Here is a 23,906-nt window from a genome sequence, read left to right as displayed (position 1 = left end):
GCCGTGTTGGTGGAACGCAAAACTGTTTTTTCGAAAATTGCCAAACGATATTGCGTGCGGCATTAATGCTAAATACCTTGGTTTGGCCGCACTGCGCGGCTAGACTTGTACCATTACTAATCCACACGGGATGGCCAGGTGAATAGTTCAAAACAAACCCCCTTATACGATCTACACCTGCAACTAGGTGCCAAGATGACCACGTTTGCCGGTTACCAGATGCCGGTGCAATACAAAAACGGCATCATTCACGAGCATTTGCACTGCCGCAGCCAGGCCGGTTTCTTCGATATTTCCCATATGGGGCAGTGCCGAATATTGGGCGAAGGCGCGGCAGAGGCCTTAGAAAAACTCACGCCCGGCGGCATCGTCGATTTAAAGTGCGGCGCGCAGAAATATACCGTCTTGACCAATGCCGACGGCGGCGTTATCGACGACATCATCGTCACCCGCATCGAATCCGGCTTATCCCTCATCGTCAATGCCGGTTGCAAGGACAAGGATTTTGCTTATCTGCGCAGCCAATTACCGGCCGATTGCGTATTCGAAGAGTTAGCGAAACTAGCCTTGTTTGCCTTACAAGGGCCGGCTGCGGCAGCGGTGCTGGCCAAGTTTACGGCGGAGGTCGGCGAGCTGAAATTTATGCAAGCGTGCGCCACCGAGATTGCCGGAACCCTATGCCACATCAGCCGTAGCGGCTACACTGGCGAAGACGGCTTTGAAATATCCTTGCCGCAAGCCGACGCGGAGCGCATCGCCCGTTTGCTGTTGGCGGAACAGGGCGTTGAACCGATTGGCTTGGGTGCCCGCGATACGCTGCGTTTGGAAACCGGTTTGTGCCTCTATGGACACGAGCTTAACGAATCGATCACACCTATCGAAGCGGGTTTGCAGTGGATATTCAAAAAAGGCCACAGCGATTTTCCCGGCGCGGAAAAAATTCTGCAGCAACGGCAGGATGGCGCGGAGCGAGTGCGCGTCGGCTTACTGGTGGATGGCCGTATTCCAGTGCGGGACGGCTGCGAGATTGTTCATCAAGACCAGCAAGTCGGCATTGTGACCAGCGGCAGTTTTTCGCCCAGTCTGAATCGGCCCGTGGCGATGGCGCTGCTGGACAGCCGGTTTGCCGAACAGGGTACCGTATTAAGCGCGCTGGTGCGGAACTCTGCTATTTCGGTGACGGTCACTTCGCTACCTTTCGTTCCGCACCGTTACCGGAGAACATAAAGCCATGTCTGCAAAAAACGCCCGTCTCGACCAACTGGAAATGCGCGGTAATTTCATTCAACGCCACATCGGTCCCAATGCTCAACAGACTCAGGAGATGCTGGCCGAGCTGGGCTTGAGCGATCTGGAACAGATTGTCGGCCAAGTGATTCCGGCCAATATTTTGAATCACGAACCGCTGAAACTTACCAATACCATCAGCGAACGCGCGGTGATCAAATACTTGCGCAAAATGCGCGAGCGCAACAAGGTGTTGGTATCGATGATAGGCATGGGTTACTACGACACCATCATGCCGGCGGTGATCAAGCGCAACGTCCTGGAAAACCCCGGCTGGTATACCGCTTACACGCCGTATCAAGCCGAAGTGGGGCAGGGGCGGCTGGAAGCTTTATTGAATTTTCAGCAAATGATCATCGATTTGACCGGCATGGAAATCGCCAACGCTTCGTTGTTGGACGAAGCGACAGCGGCTGCGGAAGCCATGACCATGTCTCGGCGCCTTGCCAAAAGCCCGTCCAACACCGTGTTGATCGACAAAGATTGCCATCCGCAAACCATCGCGGTGGTGCAGACCCGGGCCGGTTCCTTGGGCTACAACGTGGTGGTCGCCGATCCGTTCGATAATCTGGCGCAACACGATTTCTTTGCATTGATTCTGCAATATCCGGGCTCCAGCGGCGAAATCCGCGATCTGACCGAAGCGACCGCGATTGCCCACGGCAAACAAGCATTGGTCACGGTAGCGGCTGATTTACTGAGTTTGGTTCTGCTTAAACCGCCCGCAGCCTTCGATGTGGACATCGCGGTAGGCAGCGCTCAGAGGTTTGGTGTGCCGATGGGCTATGGCGGTCCGCACGCGGCGTTTTTTGCCACCCGCGACGAATTCAAGCGTTCGATGCCTGGGCGCTTGATTGGTGTGTCCAAGGACAGTCATGGTCAGATAGCCTTGCGGATGGCCCTGCAAACCCGGGAACAACACATTCGCCGCGACAAGGCCACCAGTAATATCTGTACGTCGCAGGTGTTATTGGCGGTGATCGCCGGTTTTTATGCGGTCTATCACGGCGCGGAAGGGCTGCGCCTAATCGCCGGCCGGGTGCACCGTTATGCCCAGATTCTGGCCGCCGGCCTGGCGCGCAGCGGCTACCCAGTGTTGAGCCAGTGCTATTTCGATACCATCAGGCTGCGGGTGCCGAACCGGGCGCGGCGCTTTGCGGCGCAAGCCGAGGCGGCCGGCATCAATCTGCGGGTGATCGATCCGGATACCTTGGGCATTGCATTGGACGAAGCCACCACCCGCGACCACATTCGCGCGCTCTGGCAAATCTTTGCCTCGCCGATCAGCGAATTGCCCGACGTTGCGTCGCTGGATGCCGGCCTGGCAGAATGCATCCCTGATACGCTATTACGCGACGACGCAATTCTGAGCCATCCAGTGTTCAGTCTGTACCATTCGGAAACCGAGATGATGCGCTACATGCGCCGGCTGGCGCGCCGCGATATTGCCTTGGACCGGGCGATGATCCCGCTGGGTTCGTGCACGATGAAACTTAATGCCGCTACCGAAATGCAGGCGATTTCATTCTACGAATTCAATGCCATGCATCCGTTTGCGCCGCTGTATCAAGCCCAAGGTTATCAGCAGTTGTTCGCGGAACTGGAAGACATGCTCTGCGATTTGACCGGCTTCGATGCTTTTTCCTTGCAACCCAATGCCGGCTCGCAAGGCGAATACACCGGCCTGCTGGTGATCCGCAAATACCACCAGGTCAACGGCCAGGGTCAACGCAACATCTGCCTGATTCCGGCCTCGGCGCATGGCACCAACCCGGCCAGCGCGACCTTGGCCGGGTTGCAGGTTGTGGTGGTGGCCTGCGATGACCACGGCAATGTCGATGTCGCCGATCTGCGCGCCAAGGCCGAGCAGTTTAAGGATACGCTGGCGGCCTTGATGATTACCTATCCGTCCACCCACGGCGTTTACGAACAAGCGTTTCGGGAAATCTGCGACATCGTTCATCAACACGGTGGCCAGGTGTATATGGATGGCGCTAATTTCAACGCCCTGGTGGGCCTATGTCGGCCCGGCAAGATTGGCGCGGACGTGGCGCATTTGAATTTGCACAAGACGTTTTGCATTCCGCATGGCGGCGGCGGTCCCGGCGTAGGGCCTATCGGCGTGGGTGCGCATCTGGCGCCGTACTTGCCGGATCACCCACTCGTGGAAGGCGTCAATCCGGCCAAAGGCGAGCACGGCACGGTCGGCACCGTGTCGGCGGCGCCGTGGGGCTCTGCTAGCATTCTCACGATTTCCTGGGCCTACATCGCGATGATGGGCGCCACCGGCCTGCGCCGAGCAACTTTGACCGCAATCATGAACGCCAATTACATCGCCCGCCGCCTGGCGCCGCATTACCCGATTCTGTACACCGACGCCAACGGCTGGGTCGCGCACGAATGCATCATCGACTGCCACGCCTTTAAGAAAACCGCCAACGTCACCGTCGAAGACATCGCCAAACGCCTGATCGATTACGGCTTTCATGCCCCGACCGTGTCGTTTCCGGTGCCGGATACCTTGATGATCGAGCCGACCGAAAGCGAGAACAAAGCCGAAATCGACCGTTTCTGCGCAGCGATGATCGCGATTCGCGCCGAAATCCAGGAAATCGAGGACGGTCTGGCCGACAGCCATAACAACGTGCTGCACAACGCGCCGCATACCCACCGACTGTTGCTGGAGGACTGGCATTTGCCGTATTCCCGGCAAAAAGCCTTCTTCCCGGATAGCCATCAGCACGACGACAAATACTGGCCGCCGGTTGGCCGCATCGACAGCGTCTACGGCGACCGCCACGTATTTTGCAGTTGTCCGCTGGATTGGGCGCAAGCCGCAGCGGAGTGCGATGCTGAAACACGTTAACCAGCCGCTGGCCTTCGTCGACCTGGAAACCACCGGCGCCACCGCCACCAAAGACCGCATCACCGAAATCGGTATCGTGCTGGTCGATGAAGACGGCGTGCGGGAATGGAACCAACTGGTCAACCCGCAAACCCGGATTCCGTTGTTCATCGAACAAATGACCGGCATCAGCAACCAGATGGTCGCCGAGATGCCCAGCTTTGCCCAAGTGGCCGGTGAAGTGGCGGAATTACTGGAAGGCCGGCTGTTCATCGCTCACAACGCCCGCTTCGATTACGGGTTTTTGAAGAACGAATTTAGCCGGATTGGCCTGACCTTTCGGCCGCAAGTGCTGTGCACGGTCAAATTGTCGCGGGCTTTATATCCGCAATTCCACCGGCATAATCTGGACAGCCTGATCGAACGCCACGGTTTAACAGCCAAGGACCGGCATCGGGCGTTAGCCGACGCCCAGTTGATCCACCAATTCTGGACTCAGGCTTGCGAACAGTTTTCCGAGACGGTGGTCGATCAAGCCGCCCAGCGCTTGGTCGGCCGCTCCAGTCTGCCGTCCAACATCGACCCAAACTTGATCCACGATTTGCCGGAAACCCCCGGCGTCTACCTGTTCTACGGCGAGAACGACCTGCCGCTGTACATCGGTAAAAGCGTCAACATCCGCAACCGGGTGCTGGCGCATTTCGGCGCCGACCACAAGAACAGCAAGGAGATGAGTCTGGCCCAGCAATTACGCCGCATCGACTGGATCGAAACCGCCGGCGAGTTGGGGGCGTTGTTGCTGGAAGCGCGTCTGATTAAGGAAAAAACCCCGGTTCACAACCAGCGCCTGCGCCGCAAAAATGCCTTGTGTGCCTGGCAGTTGCAACAACAGGGCGAACAGCTCAAGCCGGTGTTGAGTTGGGCCGGCGAACTGGACTTCGGTGCCCAGGATAATTTGTACGGCCTGTACCACAGCCAGCGTGACGCCCAGAAAGCCTTGCGCGGTGTCGCCGAACAGCACGGCCTCTGCTTGAGTGTGTTGGGCCTGGAGAAAACCGCTGCCGGTCGGCCCTGCTTTGGCCACCAGATCAAAAAATGCCGCGGCGCCTGCGTCGGTTTGGAAGCCCCGCTGGCCCACGCGGCGCGGCTGTTGATCACCATGCAAAAACTCAAACTCGCTGTCTGGCCTTATCCTGGCGCGATTGGCGTGCGCGAAGGCCAGGAACTGCATGTGATCGATCGCTGGTGTTATCTGGGCACTGCCAAAAACGAAGCGGAGATAGCCGAGCTGTTGCAGAGCGGTCGGCCGGCTTTTGATCGGGATACTTATATGTTGCTGAGCAAGTCGTTGAAAAAGGCGGAGGTTGTTGGGTTGTCAAAGGCGTTTAGAGTGGTTGGTTGAACCGCGTTCGTTCGGTTACGCCTTTCTAATTGGTATCTACGACCTTTTTATATTTTATTCTAGCTTTCTAGGCTGCGCCTGGTTAGCCCTTTGCAAGGAGCCGGTTTCTATGATGATCGCAATTTTTGTTATATCTGGATTGCTTATTTGTATTGCTGTACCAGTCTTCATGGTTAAAACAAAGGATGCCAGAAGGAGACTTCAAACGATGTATATTGGTTTATACATCTCTGGTCTTTCTTTAGTTACCACAATCGTATTGACATATCTCTGTTTAATTGAAGGTGTAATCTCGTTCGGCACTCGAACGCAGAGTGTAACTTTGCTTCAAAGCGAAGCCCCAGTGTTGTATTTGCTGTTGGCCCCTTTTTCAATTGCTCTGCCTAGCTGTTTTATTTTGTTTGGCTGGCGTGTATTCCAAAGCGCCCGACTTGGGAAACCATTGTCGTTAAAACTGTAATTGCAACCTCTAAGAGGAATGTCCTAAAAGCCCGGTAGGGTACGCACCGCGTACCTCCCTGGCTTTTGCTATCACGATAGCATTTTGATGGTACTACAACTTATTATAAAACAACCCAAAAGAGCGCATTGATTATCAAGGTGTCTTATGTTGATGGGAGACCTACTAATGGTGGCACGAAAGATTAGGGGCTGTTGCCATTTTGAAACGATAGCCTTGAAATCGAACGGCTCTGCCTCATTGATTGATTTTTCAATCAGAAGACAAGTGAGCTATGCCGCGACAAATGTTTACGGATGCATACTGGAATAAATTCAAAGCCATCCTGTTAAGCCTGGGGATTTATGACAAGCCTTCGCTCAGGCAAACGGTAGAAGGGATTTTTTATCGCATGCGAGTCGGCTGCCCCTGGCGAGACCTGCCTGCCACGTTTGGTAAGTGGAATGCAGTCTACAAACGGTTTAATGCGTGGTCACTGCAAGAAAAACTGATGGGCATCTTTCGAGGCCTGGTTGTGGCACCGGATTTGGAATGGACCTTTATTGACGGCAGTATCGTGAAAGCGCATCAGCATAGTAGTGGTGCGGCTCATGAACAGGATGCCGCGATTGGGAAATCCGTTGCGGGTCACACCACGAAAATCCATATGGCCGTTGATGCCTGTGGGCTGCCTATTCATTTCTCGATCACCGGTGGTGAAGTCCATGACTGCAAAGAAGCGCCGGAATTAGTGGCTAAACTGCCTTTGGCTGACTACACGGTCGCTGACAAAGGCTATGACAGTGAACCTCTACGGATTCAAATTCGAGAGAAAGGGAGTGTCCCTATCATTCCTAGAAAACAAAATTCAATCGTCGGGAATGACGGAATGGATTGGTGCCTCTACCAATATCGCCACCTCGTTGAAAATGTCTTTGCGCGATTGAAACATTTCAGAGCCATCGCGACGCGATATGACAAATTGAAACGCAATTTTGAAGGCGTTGTCGCTTTGGCCTGCGCTTTTATTTGGTTACCCATGTAAAACGGCAACAGCCCCTAGTGTTTTAGGCGTTTTTTTTATCGTTTCGTGTGCGACAGCCAATGAACGAGAATCCATACAACTTAATAATCAGTTGTCCGCCTGCATCGCTGTTAATGACATGCAAACCTCCATCGAGAATGGAATTCCTGTCCTCTCGTTTGATGCCCAAATAATTAAATCAATTGCTGAGTGCGGTTGTAAATCAGCTCTGGGATCGTATTCGGTAATGGCCAAAATGGCAGAATATCAATCGTATATAATCGGTGGAAAGGTAGCTTTTACAAAATCCGAACATAAGTATTGGCCATTGTCGGCGGAGCAAGGTTTGATTGACAAAAGAAAATTGGAGATTGTCTTATCCTGTGCTCAACCAGACTAAATATTTTTCTGGTTCCCACGCAGCGCGTGGGAACCAGATAACAATGAAAAACCAGATATTGACCGCATTGAGTAACTCAACAAGTGCGCCTTCTAACATCAGTACATCAGATTTAGCGCACCCTATCGCGTCAATGGGCAACCAAGAAAAATTGACTAAGCTGTAACCGTTCATTGGGAGGCCGTTTGTCCGTTAAATGGAGGATAGGGCTTTGCGCATCCGCCCAATGATGCGTTCGATGCTTTCTTGAATTTCTTGTTCGGATCGTTGCGAGAGAAATTCTGGCTGGACCGTGCTTTGCCCGTTGGCGAACGGCCAAGCTTGGGCGCCATAGCATGCTTGCTAAGCATTCTTTCGCGTCAATGCCATGCCTGTAAAGCTTGCCGGGTATTTGTTGCTAGCCAAAATCCAGTGTTTTTCAGTTCCGCTTCACGGGAATGCTGCTATTATCAAGCTCATACGACAGACTGTTAACTTCACTGCTCGATTCCACACCAGCTGATGTCCGAAAACACCATCAAATACGCCCAACTTGTCGATCTTGCCAGTCTGCAAACGCTGATGGATGATTTGTACCGGGTGATCGGAATACCTAACGCCATTATCGATACCGACGGCGTTGTTATCACCAACGCCGGCTGGCAAGAGGCCTGTGTAAAATTTCATCGGGTCAACCACAACACCTGCAGTAACTGCATAGAAAGCGATACGGCCTTGGTTGAAAGCATGTTGAAGGGGGAGCGGTTTGCAATCTACAAATGTCTGAACGGGTTGGTAGATTCGGCTATGCCGATTATCGTCGAGGGCCAGCACGTCGCCAATATTTTTACCGGTCAATGTTTTATTGATCCTCCGGATCTGGAATTCTTCCGCAGTCAGGCCAGGCGATATGGGTTCGAGGAAGCTAGTTATCTGCAAAGCATCAGCAAGGTCCCGGTCATTGCCAGGCAGCGTCTGGAAACTATCACGGAAATGTACGCGCAACTCGCGCAAGCCTTTGCCAAACACGGTGCGGACCGGTTGCAGCAAAAACTGGCGGCGGCGGAACTGGCGGAGCTTAATAACGAACTGAATCGGCGCGTCGAAGAAAGAACCGAGCAACTGTTTCAAAACAATCAGCAGTTGCTGCTGGAAAAACGCGCCCTGGCCGCCAGCGAAGCACGCTTATCGGCATTATTCAAACACATGAGTAGCGGCGTGGCGGTATACCGGGCCAGCGAGGACGGCCGGGATTTCATTATCATCGGCTTTAACAAGGCTGCCGAGCAGATCGAAAAAATCACCCGTAAAGAATTGATCGGTAAAAAACTGACCGAGATGTTTCCGGGGGTATTCGAATTCGGGCTGTTGGATGTATTGCGGCGGGTCGCCAAAACCGGGACGCCGGAGGCTTTTCCGCCCTCATATTACCGTGATGAGCGGATTCAGGGTTGGCGGGAAAATTATGTGTATAAATTGCCCGGCGGCGAAATTGTCTCGATTTACAACGATGTTACCGAACGCAAGCTGGCGGAAAAGGCTTTGCATCTGACGCAGTTTTCGGTGGATAGAGCCACTGAATGTTTGTACTGGATAACCGCTGACGCCAGATTCCAATTTGTAAACAACACCGCCTGCCAAGTATTGGGCTATAGCCGCGAGGAGTTGCTGACATTTTCGGTAATGGATATAGACAAGGATTTAACGGCGGAAAATTGGCCCGCGCATTGGCAGGAAGTCAAACAAAAAGGCGCGTTAAAAATGGAAGCCATCCATCGCTGTAAAGACGGTCGGGAAATTCCGGTGGAAGTGGCCGCGAATTATCTGGTTTTCGAAGGTCTGGAATATAACTGCGCGTTCGTGCGCGACATCAGCGAGCGCAAAGCCCTGCAAGCGGAGTTGGAGCGCCAGGCGCGCATCGATTATCTGACCGGGATTGCCAATCGCCGTTATTTCATGGAGCAGGGCGAAGCGGAGTTGGCGCGCAGTGATCGTTACGGCAACCCGTTGTCGGTATTGATGCTGGACATCGACTATTTTAAAGCCGTCAACGACAACTACGGCCATGCGGCCGGCGATCAGGCCTTGCAAAAACTGGGCTGCATTTTGGTGGAAGTTTTGCGGGAAATCGACATTCCCGGCCGCATGGGCGGCGAAGAATTTGCGATCTTATTACCGGAAACCGGCTTGCTTAAAGCACTTGAGGTGGCGGAGCGACTCCGAAGCGTGGTGGCCGGCAGCGTGATTCCGGTTGAATCGGGGTTTGAATTGCAATTTACCGTATCGATTGGCGTGGCTACCCTGACGGATAAAAACAGCAGTATCGGCGATTTACTGAATTTGGCTGATAAGGGTTTGTATCAAGCTAAACACAGCGGCCGGAATAAGGTCTGTAGTTTTTCGCTACAACATTAGAATTGCATCGACTCGTCAAAACCCTCTCAACTCCGCGCTGCTTCAATAAACTGCGCCAAGGCCGCCACGGAACCGAAGATTTTCACCACATCGTCGCGTTCGGCATCAATTTTTACCTGATACTTTTTACGTATCGCCAATCCCAGTTCCAGTGCGTCTATAGAGTCCAGGCCCAGGCCGTCGTTGAACAAAGGGGCGTGACTATCGATGTCCGCCGTATCGACATCCTCCAGGGCCAGCGTGTCGATAATCAGGTGTTTTAATTCAGTTTCCATCTCGCTCATGGCGTTCTCGTTGTTGAGTAAAATAATCCTGTAAATACTGCGTTAAACGCCGCACCGCTATCGAGCGCGGTTGCAGTTCCCGGAAAGGCTGCAATTCCACATCCTCGCCGACGATCATTTGCAAATGAAAACGCCGCTGCGGGATTTGGTACCAGGCTTGAGTTTTGGTGAGGGTGCTGGGTTTACAGGTCAGCGTTACCGGCGTGATTATACTATCGGCTTGTAAAGCAATGGCTGCGGCACCGCGTTGAAAACGATAAGGCCGGCCCGGCACCGAGCGGGTGCCTTCCGGAAAAATGATCATGGTGCCGCCGTTTTGCAGCCAAGCGGCGCAATCGTTGACCATCGTTTCAGAATCGGCGTTGCTGATATAGCCGGCATTCAAGATTGGGCCGCGCATCGCCGGGTTGTGCCACAGGCTGGCCTTGACGATGCAGTTGGCTTGTTTGATTCGGCTGATTAAAAACACCACATCCACCAGCGTCGGGTGGTTGGCGACAATCAGCTGACGGGGACGGTTGAGTTTTTCCAGTCCTATCACTTCATAGCTCATGACGCCCAGTCTGTGCATCAAGCCTATAAACATATAAAAACTCAGATGCACCGTGTATTGGCCGCGGCCGGCTTTTTCGGCGCGGCTGCCCGGCCATATTGCCAAGAGCGGAAACACCAGCAGCCACAGCATCACGCCGCCGATTCCGAAGCTGGTAAAGCTGATCGCAGTGGCCAGTAAACGCCAGCCGTAATCGATTTTTTGAATTAGAGTTTGTGCCATCGCCAGCTGCGGTTCTGATCGCCGAACTGCAACATGGCTGGGTCGGCGGGCAGGAATTGGATTAGGGTCGGCAATTGTAGCGGTTACTGGCTATTGTGACGAGTTATCGACGATAAACCTGAAAATCAGTTGCGGCGGTTGTAAACCGTGCATGGATGCGATAGGTAGAGCACTCTGGGGTAGTTTCTGAGCAGAACCCCACCCACCCTGCCTCAGGGCGAACGGGATTGGCTATGCCGAACATAAATGAAACCGCTTGGAACTATGATTTGTGTGCCATAGCCCCAAGTTAGGATGAAGCGTGGACGTTATATGCAGCCCGGCAGTGGACGGGAATCCTCTTTGCTGAACTGCGGCAAGGTGGCGAAGGCTTCTTTGAGTTTTTCGTGCCACATCTTGCGGATTTTGCTCAGATACTCGTTGTCTTCCTGGAAGCAATAGTACTCGTCCAGCGTCAGCGTATCCCGGTGATAAATCAACAGCTCCACCGGCGCGCCGACGCTGGCATTACTGCGCATCGTTGAGTCCATCGAAATTAAGCAGCAACGCCCGGCTTCGTGCAGTGCGGTATCGATTTTTAAAAACCGGTCCAGCACCGGTTTGCCGTATTTGTTTTCGCCGATTTGCAGATAAGGGGTCTGCCGCGAGGTAGTGATGCAATTGCCTTCCGGGTAAATTAAATAAGCGCCGTGCGGCTCCTGGCCGATTTGCCCCGCCAAAATAAAAGTGGCGGACGGATTGAAGCTGCTTTGTCCGGCATCCACATGACGGCGCTGCTTTTCGACGCTGATCCGCCCCAGATAGGCGGCGGCTTCCGACAGATAGTTGACCGTATCCAGATTCACTTCGGTCTCTTCTTTCATATCGCGCTTCAACTGGTCGATCACGGCCTGCGTGGTAGCCAGATTGCCGGCACTGAGCAGCACGATTTTCCGATCAGATGCGGTACAAAATGGGTGCATTTTGCCGTAAATGCTGACATTGTCGATGCCGGCGTTGGTTCTGGAATCCGACGTTAATACCAGTCCGTCTTTTAGAGAGACAGCAATACAATAAGTCATACGCTCTGCGCCTGAAAAATAAGGTTGCCCGCAGTGTACTAAAGAAGCTGCGTAAAGGCCAAGGACAGTATCGATTAACTGGCGGGGTAAGTTGTTAGATGCATCTCAGGCTCGGCTTTCAGTATACTGAGCCGACACGTTTAAATCAGCGGCGGGTAATTCATAGATGATTAGTAAACCAGGCCTGTATCTCGTTGGGGGAGTAGCTGCCGTTGTGCTGGTCGCCAGCGGTTTTTATCTCAAGGATGGCAGCCGGCGGAGCGATGCCTTGATCCTATACGGCAACATAGATATTCGCCAGGTGGAACTGAGTTTTCACGATCCGGAGCGCGTCGAGCAGATCCTGGTTCAGGAAGGCGAGCGGGTCAAACGCGGCCAATTGTTGGCGACGCAAGCACTGGAGCGCTTTGAATACAGCCGCGATCAGGCCGCAGCCAAAGTGGATGTGCAACAACATCAGCTGGATAAGCTGCTGCACGGTTCGCGGCCGCAGGAAATCGGCAAGGCTGGCAATGATGTCAAAGCGGCGGAAGCGGCGGTGGTACTGGCTAAGAAAGAGTTGGTCCGTTTTCAGGCGTTGGTCAAACGCAAACTAAGCTCCGCCGAGTCCCTGGATCGGGCGCAAGCCCAATACGACGCGGCCAGGGAGAATCTGCAAGCCTTGAAACAGCAATATACGCTGACTGAAATCGGCCCGCGCCGGGAAGATATTCAAGCGGCGCAAGCACAACTGAAAGCTGATCAGGCCGCGTTACAGCTGGCTGATAAAGTCTTAGCCGATGCACGCTTGTATGCGCCGCAGGATGGTGTGATCCAGAACCGCATCCTGGAGCCCGGCGACATGGCCAGCGCGCAAAAGCCGGTATTGACGTTGGCCTTGCGCGAGCCGTTGTGGGCTAGAACCTATGTGGCGGAAGCTGATTTGGGACGACTGCGTTATGGTCTGCCGGCTAGTTTGGCCAGCGACAGCTTTCCGGATAAAAGCTATCGGGGTTGGGTAGGGTACATGTCGCCGACGGCCGAATTTACGCCTAAAACGGTGGAAACCACCGAGCTGCGCACCAGCCTGGTCTATCAAGTACGGATCTACGCCTGCGACCCGGACGATCAATTGCGGCTGGGGATGCCGGTCACCGTGAGGATAGACACCCAGCAAGCACCGATGGCACAACCGAGCTGCGAACCCGCGCTGTGATTACCATCGCGGCCGATGCCGCACCGGCGCCATTGACCTTCACGTCGGTAAGCAAACGCTTTACCGCCGGTGACCGGGTCGTACCGGCCTTGCGGGATATTTCCCTGAGTCTGTCGCTCGGCCAAGTTACGGCCTTGGTTGGTCCGGACGGTGCAGGCAAAACCACCTTGCTACGCTTGGCGGCCGGTTTGTTGTTGCCCGATAGCGGCAGCATAAGCAGTTTTGGTTTGGATACGGCCGCCGCCGGTGCCCAATTGCACCAATTAATCGGCTATATGCCCCAGCGTTTTGGTCTTTATGAGGACTTGAGCGTGCTGGAAAACCTCAATCTTTACGCCGATCTTTACGGCATATCGCTGCAGGACAGGCAGCAGCGCTTCGCTGAGTTGATGCGCATGACCAATCTGCAAAAATTCAATCAGCGTCTGGCCGGCCGGCTATCCGGCGGTATGAAGCAAAAATTGGGTTTGGCCTGCACCTTGTTGAATCGGCCAAAATTATTGCTGCTGGACGAGCCGTCGGTCGGCGTCGATCCCTTGTCGCGCCGCGAGTTGTGGCAAATTATCGAGTCGCTGGTGGCGGAGTTTGGCACCACCGTCTTACTTAGCACGGCGTACATGGATGAAGCCGAGCATTGCCAGCAGGTGGTATTGCTGGATAGTGGCGAAATTCTGCATCAGGATGCACCGTCCGGCTTTCATCGTCTGGCGGAGGCTTGCAGTTACCAGTTGTCCAGTCCGGTACTGGCTAAACGCATGCTGCAACAACGTTTGCAGATGCATGCCGATCTAATCGACTCGGTGGTACAGGGGGACGCGGTGCGGGCCGTGGCGCGTCCTGCTTGCCCGCCGGATTGGACGGCGATATTCGATACTGCCGAGCAAGTGCGGATTACCCCGGTGCCACCGCGTCTGGAAGATGCCTTTATCATGTTGCTGCTGGCGCGGCACGAGGAAAAGTCGCCAGTGGAAACCGTCTGTTTTGTACCCGGCAATGGTTCGCGGTTTTTGGCGACGGAGCACGCAGCAGTGATTGAAGTCGAGCAAGTTGATCGCTGGTTCGGCAATTTTCAGGCGGTTAAGAAACTGTCTTTCGAGGTGCGGCACGGCGAGATTTTCGGCTTGCTCGGTGCCAACGGTGCCGGTAAGACCACGACATTCCGAATGTTATGCGGCTTGCTGCCGGCCAGCAACGGCAGCTTGCGGGTGGCCGGCCTGGATTTGCGCAATGCGGCAGCCCAGGCCAGGGCCAGACTGGGCTATATGTCGCAGAAGTTTTCCTTATACGGACAATTGTCGGTCAAACAAAATCTACAGTTTTTCAGCCATGCCTACGGTTTACGCCATAAGCGGCGAACAGAGCGTATAGCCTGGGCGTTGCAAGAGTTTGACCTCACTGAGTTTGCCGACACCAACAGCGTCGATCTGCCGCTGGGTTACAAACAACGGCTGGCGCTGGCTTGCGCGCTGATGCACGAGCCCGAGATTCTGTTTCTCGACGAACCGACTTCCGGCATCGATCCGCTGGCGCGCCGCGAGTTTTGGAATCGCATCAACAGCCTGGCGGCGCAAGGGGTAACGATATTGGTCACTACGCATTTCATGGAAGAAGCCGAATATTGCGACCGGCTGTTAATCATGCGCGAGGGCGACATCCTGGCCGCCGGCACGCCGGCCGAGATTCGTAGCCGTAGTCAAACCGCCGAGCAAGCGCCGGCCGAGACCATGGAAGAAGCTTTCATTCGCTTGCTGGAACTTACAGGAGCCTCGGCCGGATGAGTGCCGCCAGCCAGCGCCTGTTGGGCTTGATTCGCAAGGAGTTTTTACAAGTGCTGCGCGACCCCAGCAGCTTGGCGATTGCGTTTGCGATGCCGGTGTTCTTGCTGTTGTTGTTCGGTTACGGGGTGTCGCTGGATGCGCGCCGCGTGCCGATAGGTCTGGTAATCGAGCATGTCTCGCCGGAATCGCGCAGTTTTAGCGCCGGCTTCGATTATTCGGACTATTTTCAAGCCCATTACTTCCGCGACCTGCGTGAGGCTCAGCAGGCCTTGCTGACCCGAAAAATCAACGCTATCGTGCATTTGCAGGCGGATTTCGACAAGCGCTTGACCGGCAGCGAACCGGCGCCGATTCAGGTTATCGTCAATGGCGTCGATGCCAATACCGCCCGCCTGACCAGCGGATATGTGCAAGGCGTTTTTGAAACCTGGCTCAACGCTCGTGCCGCTTGGCAGGGGCAGGAAGCGCCGCAGCCGGTGCAATTGGCTGCCCGGGTTTGGTACAACAGCGCCTTGCGTAGCCGCAATTTCCTGGTGCCGGGCTTGATTGCCGTAATCATGACTTTGATCGGTGCCTTATTAACTGCTTTGGTGATGGCCCGCGAATGGGAACGCGGCACAATGGAGGCCTTGATTTCGACGCCGGTCAGCGTCCGCGAAGTGCTGCTCGGCAAATTGATTCCCTATTACTTACTGGGCATGGGCGGCATGTTGCTGTCGATAGGCATGGCGGTGTTTTTGTTTCAGGTGCCCTTGGTCGGTTCTTTGTGGGTGTTGCTGGTGGCGGGCACATTATTTTTGCTGGCGGCACTGGGGATGGGATTGTTGATTTCGATTGCGGCCAAAAATCAGTTTGTCGCCGGGCAGATTGCCATTGTGGTGACTTTTCTGCCGGCCTTTATCCTGTCCGGATTTATTTTTAATATCGATAGCATGCCGTGGGCGGTGCAGCTGTTTACCCATGTGGTGGCTGCCCGGTATTTCGTGGCGATTTTGCAGACCGTATTCCTGGCCGGCGATATTTGGGAAGTGATTTTGCCCAACGCATTGGCCTTATTTCTGATGGCGTCGGCGTTTTTGGCGTTGGCCTTGTGGCGGGCGCCGCGCCGCCTGGAGTGACGAGTATGTGGTGGCGCATCCAGGCTTTATTGATCAAGGAATTCCTCAGCCTGCTGAAGGATAAAAAAAGCCGCTTTGTCTTGATCGTGCCGCCGCTGGTGCAGTTATTTTTGCTCAGCTATGCCGCTACTTACGATCTAAACCAACTGCCGATCGCGATATACAACGAAGACCGCGGCAGCGCCGCCCGCGATTTGATTGCCCGCTTCAATGGTGCGCCGGCATTCCGGGAAGTGTTGCGCATCGAGCGCCAGGCGCAAATCGCCGCAGTGCTGGACAGCAAGCAGGTGTTGATGGTGTTGCATATCGGCCAAACATTCAGCCGCGATTTGCTGGGTGGCCGGCAGCCGGCGCCGGTGCAGATATTACTGGACGGCCGCGATTCCAATACGGCCCAGATTGCCTTGGGCTATGCCCGTAACGTGATCAGCCAGTTCAACAGCGATTGGGCGCGCCAGCACAACCAAACCGGGCCGCCGGCGGAATTGCGCATCAGGGCCTGGTTTAATCCCAATCTGGAAAGCCGCTGGTTTATTGTGCCCGGTATCGTCGGCTTGCTGACTTTGGTGGTGACGATGACGGTGGCCGCATTGTCTGTGGCGCGCGAACGCGAACAGGGCACGTTCGACCAACTGCTGGTGACACCATTCACCCCGGCGGAAATTCTGATCGGCAAAGCCATTCCCGGCCTGATCATCGGCGTAGCCGAAGCCTCGTTCAGTATCTTCATGGTGGTCTTCTGGTTTCAGGTGCCGTTGTTGGGCAGCTTGGCCGCGCTGTATATTGGCATCGTGTTGTATGTGTTTTCGGTGATCGGTGCCGGTTTGATGATTTCCTCGCTATCGGTCACCCAACAACAGGGCCTGCTGGGTGGATTTCTGGTCATCGTGCCGGGTGTAATCCTCTCTGGCTACGCCACGCCCATCGAGAACATGCCGGAACTCGTGCAGCAGCTGACGTTCGTCAATCCGCTACGTTATTTTTTGATCATTATCCGCGGCGTATTTCTGGAAGGCTTGGGGATCGCCGATTTAGCCGACCAATACTGGCCGCTGGCGCTGATCGGTTTGTGTTGTTTGAGTTGCGCCGGCTGGCTATTTCGCAAGCGTATGTACTGAACGATGCCTGGCGTCTGAGTTGCCTCTGAAATTGCCTGCTTTCAAGCCTTTGGCGCTTTGTCCAAATCCTGACAATCAGCCGGCGGGGATTGTGCCGTTACAAACATTAGGCGGCTGTATATTGGGGTGTTTGGTAGTTTATCTTAAAAAAGAATTTATATATCAATAAGTTAAATTGATTTCATAACTGGCATGGCCTGTGCTTTCTCACTGCATAACCAATCAAGTGAGGTGAAGAATATGGAACTGCCAGTATTAAACGAAACTCCAGCAGCCAGCGCAGGCGGCTGCTCCTCCCATTCTTGCGGTACAAGTGATGATCAACTCGGGCATTTGTCCGACGAGATTCGCTCCAAGGTAGAAAATCATCCTTGTTACTCGGAAGACGCGCACCACTATTTTGCCCGCATGCACGTGGCAGTGGCGCCGGCTTGTAACATCCAGTGCCACTATTGCAACCGCAAATACGATTGCTCCAACGAGTCGCGTCCCGGCGTGGTGTCCGAGTTGTTGACGCCCGACCAAGCCGTGAAAAAAACCATGGCGGTGGCGGCCAACATTCCGCAAATGACCGTGCTGGGTATCGCCGGCCCTGGTGATCCATTGGCCAATCCGGAGCGTACTTTCGAAACCTTCCGCCGTTTGAGCGCAGAAGCGCCGGACATCAAGCTCTGCGTTTCCACCAACGGTCTGGCTTTGCCGGAATCGGTCGAGGAACTGGCCAAGCACAACATCGATCACGTCACGATCACGATCAACTGTGTTGATCCGGAAATCGGTGCGCAAATTTATCCGTGGATTTTCTGGGAAAACAAACGCATCAAAGGCGTGAAAGGCGCGAAGATCCTGATCGAGCAGCAACAAAAAGGCCTGGAAATGCTGACCGCCAGAGGCATTCTGGTCAAGGTCAACTCGGTGATGATCCCCGGCGTCAACGACAAACACTTGGCGGAAGTTAGCAAAATCGTCAAAGCCAAAGGCGCTTTCCTACACAACGTGATGCCTTTAATCGCCGAAGCCGAGCACGGCACCTTCTACGGCGTGATGGGTCAACGCGGTCCGACTCAGGATGAGTTGATGGATCTTCAAGACTCGTGCTCCGGCGACATGAATATGATGCGTCACTGCCGGCAGTGCCGGGCCGACGCGGTTGGCCTATTGGGCGAAGACCGTGGCGACGAGTTCACCATGGACAAAATCGAGGCGATGGAAATCGATTACCAATCGGCAATGGAAAAACGCAAAGTGATCCACGAAGCGATTGCCGAGGAAATGCACAGCAAGCGCGCCGCGAAAGCGGAAAAAGCTGCCGGCCACGCCGACGAGCCCAAGCTGAATACCCGTCCGGTGTTGATGGCTATCGCGACCAGCGGTCAAGGCGTGATCAATATGCACTTCGGACATGCCAAGGAATTCCTGATCTATGAAGCCTCCCCGAACGGCGTGCGTTTCATGAGTCATCGCAAGACAGACTTATATTGCGGCGGCGACGACACCTGCGGCGATGGCGAGAGCGTGTTGCAACAAACCATTCGCTCTCTGGCCGGCTGTGAAGCGGTGTTGTGCTCCAAAATCGGCTACGAGCCATGGGACTTGCTGGAAAAAGCCGGCATTGTACCCAACGGCGAGCATGCGATGGAGCCTATCGAAGAAGCGGTGATGGCGGTTTACAAGGAAATGGCTGCCGCCGGCAAATTGGACGAGGCTGCGCCGCAAGAAGAGCGAGCGACGGCATAGCCCAATATTTCCTCTCCGGCCGGAGAGGGTAGGGTGAGGTGAATCAAAAAGCTTTTGCTTATTCAATTCTCCTCACCCCAGCCCTCTCCATCAGGAGAGGGAGATTGTTAGAACTGATTAACCATCGAATACAAAGGTAACGTCATGGCCTTACAAATCATCGAATCCTGTGTCAACTGTTATGCCTGCGAGCCGTTGTGCCCCAGCAAAGCCATCTACATGTCGGAAAAAGCCGGGCATTTCAGGATCAACCCGAAAAAATGTACCGAATGCGAGGGCGATTATAAAGACACGCAATGCGCCAGCATTTGCCCGATTGAAGGCGCGATTCTCGACGCACTGGGTGTGCCTATCAACCCGCCCGGCTCGCTGACCGGTATCCCGCCCGAAAAAATGGCCGAGGCGATGGCGGAACTACAAGCCCATTAACGGCTATGGCCACCGTGCATTTCTATGAAAAGCCGGGCTGCTTGAACAATACCCGGCAAAAGCAATTGCTGAGTGCCGCCGGCCATTTGCTGGTGGTTTACGATCTATTGCAGCAGCCGTGGGGCAGGGAACCGGGCAAGTTGCGCTCGTTTTTCGGCGACATGCCGGTGGCGGATTGGTTTAACCGCAGCGCGCCGGCTGTCAAACAAGGGTTGGTCGATCCGAATGCCGTCAGTGCAGACGAAGCGATAGCGCTGATGGTGGCGCAGCCGTTGTTGATTCGGCGGCCTTTGATGGAGGTCAACGAACAGCGCGTCTGCGGGTTCGACCAACAACAGGTCGATGCCTGGTTGGGCTTGGCTGCCTTGGCTTCGCAAAAGGATTTGGAAACCTGTCCCAAGCAGTCACGCTCTGAGGCCTGCAAGCCATGAACAGCGTCAGATTGGAGAGCGAAGACGGCGTACCGCTGGCGGTGGCCTTGTCGGAGCGCGTGCATTGGGTCGGTGCGCTGGATCCGAATTTGCGCACTTTCGACATCATCCTGAAGACCGCCAACGGCACCAGCTATAACGCCTATGTGATTCGCGGCAGCGAAGGTGTGGCGGTCATCGATACTGTCAAGGAAGGCTTTGCCAACGCCTTTTTCGCCCGCCTGGAAAGCGTTGCAGACTATTCGGAAATCAAAGTCATCGTCCTCAATCATTTGGAACCCGATCATACCGGCGCCTTGCCGGAGTTGATGAAACGGGCGCCGCACGCGCAGTTGTTCATTTCCCAAAAAGCCCAGTCCATGCTCAAAGGCCTGCTGAAGCAGGACGAGTTGAGCTTTACCCCGGTGCTGACCGGCGACAAGGTCTCGCTGGGTGACCGCAGCCTGGAGTTTTTGCACACCCCGTATTTGCATTGGCCGGACACGCAATGCACCTACGCGCCGGAAGAAGCGATGCTGTTCTCCGGCGACGTGTTTGGCTGCCATTTTTGCGATAACCGCTTGTACAACGACAAAGTCGGCGATTTCCGCTTTTCCTTCGAATACTACTACGCCCACATCATGCGGCCGTTCAAGGAATACGTGGTCAGGGCCTTGGAGTTGATCGAACCCTTGCCGCTGAAACTGATTGCACCGACCCACGGGCCGATCTTGCGTGACCGCCCGCAGCATTACATCCAGCGTTATCGGCAGTTATCCAGCCCTGCTTTGCATAACGAGCTGCGGCCCAATCAAAAAACCCTGCTGATTTTTTACATTAGCTCTTACGGCAATACCCGGCGCATGGCGGAAGCGATATATCAAGGCGCGATGCAAGTCGAGGATGTGCGCGTATCGCTTTACGACCTGGAGGGTGGCGAGGTGGCGCCGTTTGTCGATTTGATCGAGGAAGCCGACGGTTTGGTGTTGGGTACGCCGACCATCAACGGCGATGCGGTCAAGCCGATTTGGGATCTGCTCTCGTCGCTGGCTGTGGTCAATCTGAAAAACAAACTCGGCGGCGTGTTCGGTTCTTACGGTTGGACCGGCGAAGGTGTGCGCCTGGTGGAAGACCGCTTACGCGGCTTGAAACTGCGGGTACCGATTCAAGGCCTGCGCGTGAAGCTGATTCCTACCGACGACGAGATACACGAGTGTAAGGCCTTTGGCTTGGATCTGGCTCAGGAGCTGACCGGGGCCAGAGAATCACGGGTGATTAATTTTGCGGACCTGTAAACCGGATTAAACAGACGCTTGCTATTGAGTCTACAGCGGTATTCGTAGGCTAAACCGATTCACGGACGGATCGGTGACCTCATCGGCTGTAAGGCCGGTGAAAATCAGGAATCGTTTCGATTCCAAACCGGTTGGTCCTCAGATTAGAGGCTGCCGAGATGACTTTTAATACCTTATGGAGTTTTTACAATGGCCAAAGCGACCATTACATTTGAAGATATAAACGTGACGGTTACCGTCCCCGCCGGCACCCGGGTGATTGAGGTGTCCGAGAAAGTAGGTTCCGGCATTACTTACGGTTGCCGGGAAGGCGATTGCGGAACCTGCATCATGAAAGTGACTGCCGGTTGGAACAACTTGACCGAGCCGTCCGTACTGGAAGACAAAATTTTGCGGGAAAACATGGCCGGCAAACACAACCGTCTGGCTTGCCAAGCGCAAGTATTGGGCGGCGAAATTTCCCTTAAACCAGTTTAAAAAACGCAAAAGGAGTAACACATGGCATTAGTCACATTTACCAGTCCCGAATACCGGGATAAAACCGTTTACGCCGTTGCCGGCAGTCACACGCAGACTATTTTGAAGCTGGCTCTGGAAAACAAGATCCCCATCAATTTCGAATGCGAAGATGGCGAATGCGGCACTTGCGTGGTCCGCGTCACCAGCATCGATAAAAAGCTGGAGCGCATGGGTGGCACGATGACTGAGAAGGAAAAAGCCCTGCTGAAGCAATTAGGCAAGGTCACTACCGAACAGTTGGAACAAATGATCGTCGACGACCTGCCGCCGGAGTGGCGTCTGGCTTGTCAGATGATTGTTAGGGACGAAGATATTCGCGTTGAGTATTAAGCGTCTGCGTCATCGTTAATAAGGCCGGAGAATCGAGTATGAGTTGCACACTTAGCATGACATCGAATGATAGGGTTGAGCCCTTGGTTATGAAGTCGCGGCAACACATTTATGAGGATCTGCTGGCCTGTGCCGACCAGTCGCCCAACAGCGTCTGGTTGGCGCAAATCATCGCCAGTTGGTGTGTCGGCGATGGCGTGCTTCCCGATAGATTGGGCTTGAGCCCAGTACAATTTGAACAGCTTATCGACCGCTACTTTCCCGGCTATTCCTTGGCGCCGAAAGCCTTTTCCGGTAGCAGTCTGGATTACAGCCGCATGTTGGAAAAACAGGATTTGGAAATCCTGCTGGGGCAATTTGCCACCAATCCCGGCGCGGAAACCGAATGGCTGATCGCGCTAATCGTTGCCGCCTGTTTGGGTAGCGATCATTTGTGGCAGGATTTGGGCTTGTGGTCTCGCACTGATTTATCGGCCATGCTGGGCTACAACTTTCCGGAATTGCTGGTGCGCAACAGCAAAGACATGAAATGGAAAAAGTTTTTGTACAAACAACTGTGCGAAGCGGAAGGCTTATACGTTTGCCGGGCGCCGTCCTGTGAGGTCTGTAAAGATTATCAGCAGTGTTTCGGGCCGGAAGATTGAAGCGTTTTCGTTTGTTGGCATCCCCCCGTTTTGATGTCAGTCAGCTTGGTTTCCTTGAGCCGATGGTTTTAGATCACATCAAACCCAAAATCCGATAAGCCCCTTTCGTATTTAAAACCACAGTAACCGGCGCGCTGGATTTGTTTTCCCAATACCAGCCGTGCGAGCCTTCAAAGGGCGCGCTTAACGAGCCACTGGATTGGCTGTCGGTCGTTTCCTTATAGCTTTTGAAATAGCCGGTTTTATCGCCTTGCGGCTCGCCGTGAAAATCAAAATACAGCGCCGCGCCGTTGGTGGACCACGAATATTCCAGGTTCGCGCCTTTGGCGAGATGAAATTTGTATTCCAATCCTTCGCCGGCCGGCACCACGATTTTTACCGTATCCTGCCATTGCGAAGCCGCTGCCGGTTGCGCGGCGCTCACCGCCTGCACCGGCTCCGAGCAAGCGCTGCCTGTTTCACTTGGCGACGCCAAGCTAGTTAAACCGGTCATTTGCCCAAACCCGGTCGGATCTATGCCGTATTCAGCGGGCAACACCGCAGTGATCAGCACAACGCCAGCCAATAGCGTTGCCGACAGGCTGGCGATGGTCAGCGATTTAATTGATTGAACTGGCGGGTTGTTGTCTTGCATCGAATTATCCATTGATGATGTACCCCGTGATTTGGTAGCCGAACAGAATCAAGCCTCCGGACATTAACAGGGTGTTGGTGGCCGTGGAAAAGGTGTAATAACTGCGGTGGCGGCGCCAAAAGTCCAGCGCGATCAAGATAAACAGCAGGGCCAGAAATTGGCCGATTTCCACGCCCACATTAAACGCCAACAAGTTTTTCCAGAGCCCGGCTGCGGGTAGTGAAAAATCCTGCAATTTGGTCGCCAGGCCAAAGCCGTGAAACAGGCCAAAAATCATCACTGCCCATTTGGTATTGGGCTGAAACCCCAATAGGCGTTGAAAACCGCCCAGGTTGTCGAAGCCTTTATACACAATCGACAAGCCGATAATGGCGTCGATCAGAAACGGATTGACCGAGATGCTGCTTAACACGCCGAATAGCAGCGTCAAGCTATGTCCCAAGGTAAACAGGCTGACATAGACCAGCACGTCGCGAGTGCGGAATAAGAAGAAAATCACCCCCACCAAAAACAACAAATGATCGTAGCCGGTGACCATATGTTTGGCGCCGATGTACAAAAACGGGCCGATGGCGACGCCTTGGTTGGCCAGCAAAAACCGTTCGGTATTGGCATCGACGCCGTGGGCGTAGACGGCGGGGCTGAGCAGCGTCAATAACGATAAACAGCCGATAACACAGGCATTACGTGATATTGCGGAAAACATGTTTAAAGGGTTGGGTTTAATGTGGCAATGATTGTGAGCTGATAGATACCAGCGCGAAGGCGGCAGAATACCCCGATTAAGC

General features: G+C 54.2%; 23 protein-coding genes. 18 read left to right on the top strand and 5 right to left on the bottom strand.

Annotated features, from left to right (window positions below):
* Positions 1-138: 138 nt before the first annotated feature.
* The 7 genes from gcvT to ACH5Y9_RS17640 all read left to right on the top strand — a co-directional run bounded on the left by gcvT (position 139) and on the right by ACH5Y9_RS17640 (position 9,791).
* Entirely contained in the window at positions 139-1,227 is a 1,089-nt protein-coding gene (gcvT, locus tag ACH5Y9_RS17670; RefSeq protein WP_445367006.1) for a glycine cleavage system aminomethyltransferase GcvT, read from the top strand.
* Between the two features lie 4 nt (positions 1,228-1,231).
* Positions 1,232-4,153, top strand: coding sequence for an aminomethyl-transferring glycine dehydrogenase (gene gcvP / locus ACH5Y9_RS17665; RefSeq protein ID WP_445367005.1), 2,922 nt, complete (start codon positions 1,232-1,234; stop codon positions 4,151-4,153).
* The gene (locus ACH5Y9_RS17660; RefSeq protein ID WP_445367004.1) at positions 4,137-5,534 is read left to right on the top strand and encodes an exonuclease domain-containing protein; all 1,398 of its coding nucleotides are present in this window, start codon (positions 4,137-4,139) and stop codon (positions 5,532-5,534) included. The genes gcvP and ACH5Y9_RS17660 overlap by 17 nt, the downstream gene beginning before the upstream one ends.
* Before the next feature lie 109 nt (positions 5,535-5,643).
* Positions 5,644-5,994, top strand: a complete 351-nt coding sequence (locus tag ACH5Y9_RS17655; RefSeq protein WP_319960387.1) for a hypothetical protein — start codon at positions 5,644-5,646, stop codon at positions 5,992-5,994.
* 274 nt (positions 5,995-6,268) lie between these two features.
* Positions 6,269-7,018, top strand: a complete 750-nt coding sequence (locus ACH5Y9_RS17650; RefSeq protein ID WP_445366335.1) for an IS5 family transposase — start codon at positions 6,269-6,271, stop codon at positions 7,016-7,018.
* A complete protein-coding gene (locus ACH5Y9_RS17645; protein ID WP_445367003.1) occupies positions 6,969-7,397 on the top strand; it encodes a DUF2195 family protein in 429 nt (142 codons plus the stop codon). Before ACH5Y9_RS17650 ends, ACH5Y9_RS17645 begins: the two co-directional genes overlap by 50 nt.
* Positions 7,398-7,898: 501 nt before the next feature.
* On the top strand, positions 7,899-9,791 hold the full coding sequence (locus tag ACH5Y9_RS17640; protein WP_445367002.1) for a diguanylate cyclase: 1,893 nt from the start codon (positions 7,899-7,901) through the stop codon (positions 9,789-9,791).
* Positions 9,792-9,817: 26 nt separating this feature from the next.
* Here the strand turns inward: ACH5Y9_RS17640 and ACH5Y9_RS17635 are convergent, their stop codons facing one another.
* The 3 genes from ACH5Y9_RS17635 to ACH5Y9_RS17625 form a co-directional block, all read right to left on the bottom strand.
* Complete coding sequence (locus ACH5Y9_RS17635) at positions 9,818-10,066, bottom strand: phosphopantetheine-binding protein (protein ID WP_445369901.1); 249 nt, start codon at positions 10,064-10,066, stop codon at positions 9,818-9,820.
* Entirely contained in the window at positions 10,056-10,850 is a 795-nt protein-coding gene (locus ACH5Y9_RS17630) for a lysophospholipid acyltransferase family protein (protein ID WP_101052081.1), read from the bottom strand. Before ACH5Y9_RS17630 ends, ACH5Y9_RS17635 begins: the two co-directional genes overlap by 11 nt.
* A gap of 308 nt (positions 10,851-11,158) precedes the next feature.
* Positions 11,159-11,911, bottom strand: a complete 753-nt coding sequence (locus ACH5Y9_RS17625) for a peptidase (protein ID WP_033156074.1) — start codon at positions 11,909-11,911, stop codon at positions 11,159-11,161.
* 166 nt (positions 11,912-12,077) lie between these two features.
* Here ACH5Y9_RS17625 and ACH5Y9_RS17620 point away from each other — a divergent pair, with 166 nt between their 5' ends.
* From ACH5Y9_RS17620 to ACH5Y9_RS17570, 11 genes are all read left to right on the top strand, one after another.
* Positions 12,078-13,106 (top strand): efflux RND transporter periplasmic adaptor subunit, encoded by a 1,029-nt coding sequence (locus ACH5Y9_RS17620; RefSeq protein ID WP_445367001.1) that lies wholly within the window; start codon positions 12,078-12,080, stop codon positions 13,104-13,106.
* Positions 13,103-14,884, top strand: a complete 1,782-nt coding sequence (locus tag ACH5Y9_RS17615) for an ATP-binding cassette domain-containing protein (protein WP_445367000.1) — start codon at positions 13,103-13,105, stop codon at positions 14,882-14,884. The genes ACH5Y9_RS17620 and ACH5Y9_RS17615 overlap by 4 nt, the downstream gene beginning before the upstream one ends.
* The gene (locus tag ACH5Y9_RS17610; RefSeq protein WP_445366999.1) at positions 14,881-16,002 is read left to right on the top strand and encodes an ABC transporter permease; all 1,122 of its coding nucleotides are present in this window, start codon (positions 14,881-14,883) and stop codon (positions 16,000-16,002) included. Before ACH5Y9_RS17615 ends, ACH5Y9_RS17610 begins: the two co-directional genes overlap by 4 nt.
* A 5-nt stretch (positions 16,003-16,007) precedes the next feature.
* Positions 16,008-17,120: an ABC transporter permease gene (locus ACH5Y9_RS17605; RefSeq protein WP_445366998.1), complete on the top strand. Its 1,113-nt coding sequence runs from the start codon at positions 16,008-16,010 to the stop codon at positions 17,118-17,120.
* Between the two features lie 240 nt (positions 17,121-17,360).
* Positions 17,361-18,857: a nitrogenase cofactor biosynthesis protein NifB gene (gene nifB, locus ACH5Y9_RS17600; protein ID WP_445366997.1), complete on the top strand. Its 1,497-nt coding sequence runs from the start codon at positions 17,361-17,363 to the stop codon at positions 18,855-18,857.
* A gap of 144 nt (positions 18,858-19,001) precedes the next feature.
* Positions 19,002-19,286: a 4Fe-4S dicluster domain-containing protein gene (locus ACH5Y9_RS17595; protein ID WP_020484742.1), complete on the top strand. Its 285-nt coding sequence runs from the start codon at positions 19,002-19,004 to the stop codon at positions 19,284-19,286.
* Positions 19,287-19,291: 5 nt separating this feature from the next.
* Positions 19,292-19,717, top strand: a complete 426-nt coding sequence (locus tag ACH5Y9_RS17590) for an ArsC/Spx/MgsR family protein (RefSeq protein WP_033156078.1) — start codon at positions 19,292-19,294, stop codon at positions 19,715-19,717.
* Positions 19,714-20,991 (top strand): FprA family A-type flavoprotein, encoded by a 1,278-nt coding sequence (locus ACH5Y9_RS17585; RefSeq protein ID WP_445366996.1) that lies wholly within the window; start codon positions 19,714-19,716, stop codon positions 20,989-20,991. The genes ACH5Y9_RS17590 and ACH5Y9_RS17585 overlap by 4 nt, the downstream gene beginning before the upstream one ends.
* A 189-nt stretch (positions 20,992-21,180) precedes the next feature.
* Positions 21,181-21,468 (top strand): 2Fe-2S iron-sulfur cluster-binding protein, encoded by a 288-nt coding sequence (locus ACH5Y9_RS17580; RefSeq protein ID WP_020484745.1) that lies wholly within the window; start codon positions 21,181-21,183, stop codon positions 21,466-21,468.
* Between the two features lie 21 nt (positions 21,469-21,489).
* Positions 21,490-21,840 carry a 2Fe-2S iron-sulfur cluster-binding protein gene (locus tag ACH5Y9_RS17575; RefSeq protein WP_445366995.1) on the top strand — a complete coding sequence of 117 codons (351 nt, stop codon included), beginning with the start codon at positions 21,490-21,492 and terminating at the stop codon, positions 21,838-21,840.
* Positions 21,841-21,878: 38 nt separating this feature from the next.
* Positions 21,879-22,484, top strand: coding sequence for a nitrogen fixation protein NifQ (locus ACH5Y9_RS17570; protein ID WP_445366994.1), 606 nt, complete (start codon positions 21,879-21,881; stop codon positions 22,482-22,484).
* 73 nt (positions 22,485-22,557) lie between these two features.
* Here the strand turns inward: ACH5Y9_RS17570 and ACH5Y9_RS17565 are convergent, their stop codons facing one another.
* On the bottom strand, positions 22,558-23,118 hold the full coding sequence (locus ACH5Y9_RS17565) for a hypothetical protein (protein ID WP_205453307.1): 561 nt from the start codon (positions 23,116-23,118) through the stop codon (positions 22,558-22,560).
* A 4-nt stretch (positions 23,119-23,122) separates the two neighbouring features.
* The gene (locus ACH5Y9_RS17560) at positions 23,123-23,824 is read right to left on the bottom strand and encodes a HupE/UreJ family protein (RefSeq protein ID WP_445366993.1); all 702 of its coding nucleotides are present in this window, start codon (positions 23,822-23,824) and stop codon (positions 23,123-23,125) included.
* Positions 23,825-23,906 lie beyond the last annotated feature (82 nt).

Source organism: Methylomonas sp. BW4-1 (assembly GCF_052474385.1).
The sequence above is the reverse complement of the archived record's forward strand: the minus strand, read 5'-3'. Positions and strand labels throughout refer to the sequence as shown.